The organism is Ruegeria sp. AP12 (assembly GCF_056540025.1).
The window spans coordinates 1-1,516 of the sequence record NZ_JBQFVZ010000046.1 but is presented as its reverse complement, the minus strand read 5'-3'; the positions used below and the strand labels follow the sequence as shown (position 1 = coordinate 1,516).

2 protein-coding genes are annotated in these 1,516 nt (G+C 59.4%); both read left to right on the top strand.

Annotated elements, in window-relative coordinates:
• Positions 1 to 971: copper-containing nitrite reductase (gene nirK / locus ACR0E6_RS21045; protein ID WP_480586957.1), on the top strand; the 971-nt coding region annotated here is incomplete at its 5' end.
• 16 nt (positions 972 to 987) lie between these two features.
• Positions 988 to 1,516, top strand: a 529-nt coding sequence (locus ACR0E6_RS21040; RefSeq protein WP_480586954.1) for an SUMF1/EgtB/PvdO family nonheme iron enzyme, incomplete at its 3' end; no start/stop codon positions are given.

Below are 1,516 nucleotides of genomic sequence, written 5' to 3'. Positions count from 1 at the left end.
CCCCACCTTTCGCACCCGCACACGAGCAGGTCGCGACTGGCGGTCCGAAGATTGTTGAGATCACCATGGAAACCGAAGAGCGGCTCATGGTCGTTGACGAAGACAATGGTGCCGAAATCTGGGCGCTGACCTATAACGGGTCTGTCCCGGGTCCGCTGATCATCGTCCATGAGGGCGACATGGTGGAGTTGACGCTGCGCAACCCGACTTCCAGCATGATGGAGCACAACATCGACTTCCACGCGTCGACTGGTGCCCTGGGTGGCGGTGGCCTGACCCATGTCTATCCCGGCGAGGAATGCGTACTGCGTTGGAAGGCAACCAAGCCTGGTTGCTTCACGTACCACTGTGCTCCGGGCGGTGACATGATCCCGTATCACGTCGCGCATGGCATGAACGGTGCCATCATGGTGCTGCCGCGCGATGGCCTGAAGGATAAGGATGGCAACCCGCTGCGCTATGACAGCATCGCCTATTTCGGTGAGCAAGACTATTACCTGCCCAAGGACGAAAACGGCGACTATCGCACCTACAAGGCGGCAGGCGACGACTATGCCGACAGCCTTGAAGTGATGCGTGGCCTGATCCCGACCCATTCGGTGTTCAACGGTGCCGTCGGTGCTCTGACCGGTGAAGGCGCGATCAAAGCCAAAGTTGGTGAGACTGTGCTGATGGTCCACAATCAGGCGAACCGGGACTCGCGCCCGCACCTGATCGGCGGGCATGGCAACTATGTCTGGGAAAGCTCGTTCACCGACGCGCCTCTTCAGGACATGGAAACGTGGTTCGTGCGGGGCGGCAGTGCGGTCGCGGCGATGTACACCTTCGAGCAACCGGGCGTCTACGCCTACGTCAACCACAACCTGATCGAAGGTGTGATGCTGGGTGCGACCGCTCACGTGGTGGTCGATGGTCAGTGGGACAATGCTCTGATGGAGCAGGTTGTCGCTCCGCGCAGTTTCGAAACCTAAGAGAGGAGGAGGACCGGTGTCGGCCGCAGCAAACTCAGAGACAAGACTTGGTAAGACGTCCCTTCGTTTCGCCATCTTGGGTCTTGCGGCGGCAAGCATCGCCTGGGTCGCGCTCACGCAGCGCGGCCCGAATCCAGCCTATTTGCCCGCGATGGCCGAGCGCGCCGTCATTTTGCCGGACGGGCGTTCGGTCTACGTGCAAAAATATGAAGCCACCGTAACCGAATGGAACAGATGCGCGGACGAGGGTGATTGTCAGCTGACCTTGCGCGCACGACCTGACCAGGACCCCGCTACAACACCGGCAACCGGGCTGAGCTATGTGGACGTTCAGCAATATGTCACCTGGATCAATAAGAGGAGTCGTCACAACTTCCGACTGCCCACTGCTGAAGAATGGAATTCTTTGGCCGCCGCTGTTCTTCCCGAGAAACCCGATCCAATCTTTACGGACCCGTCGTTAACCTGGGCATCCAGCTATCTCATTGAAGGCCTGGCCCCACGAGCGCTCAAGCCTCAAGGTAGCTTTTCTGCTTCCCCCGAAG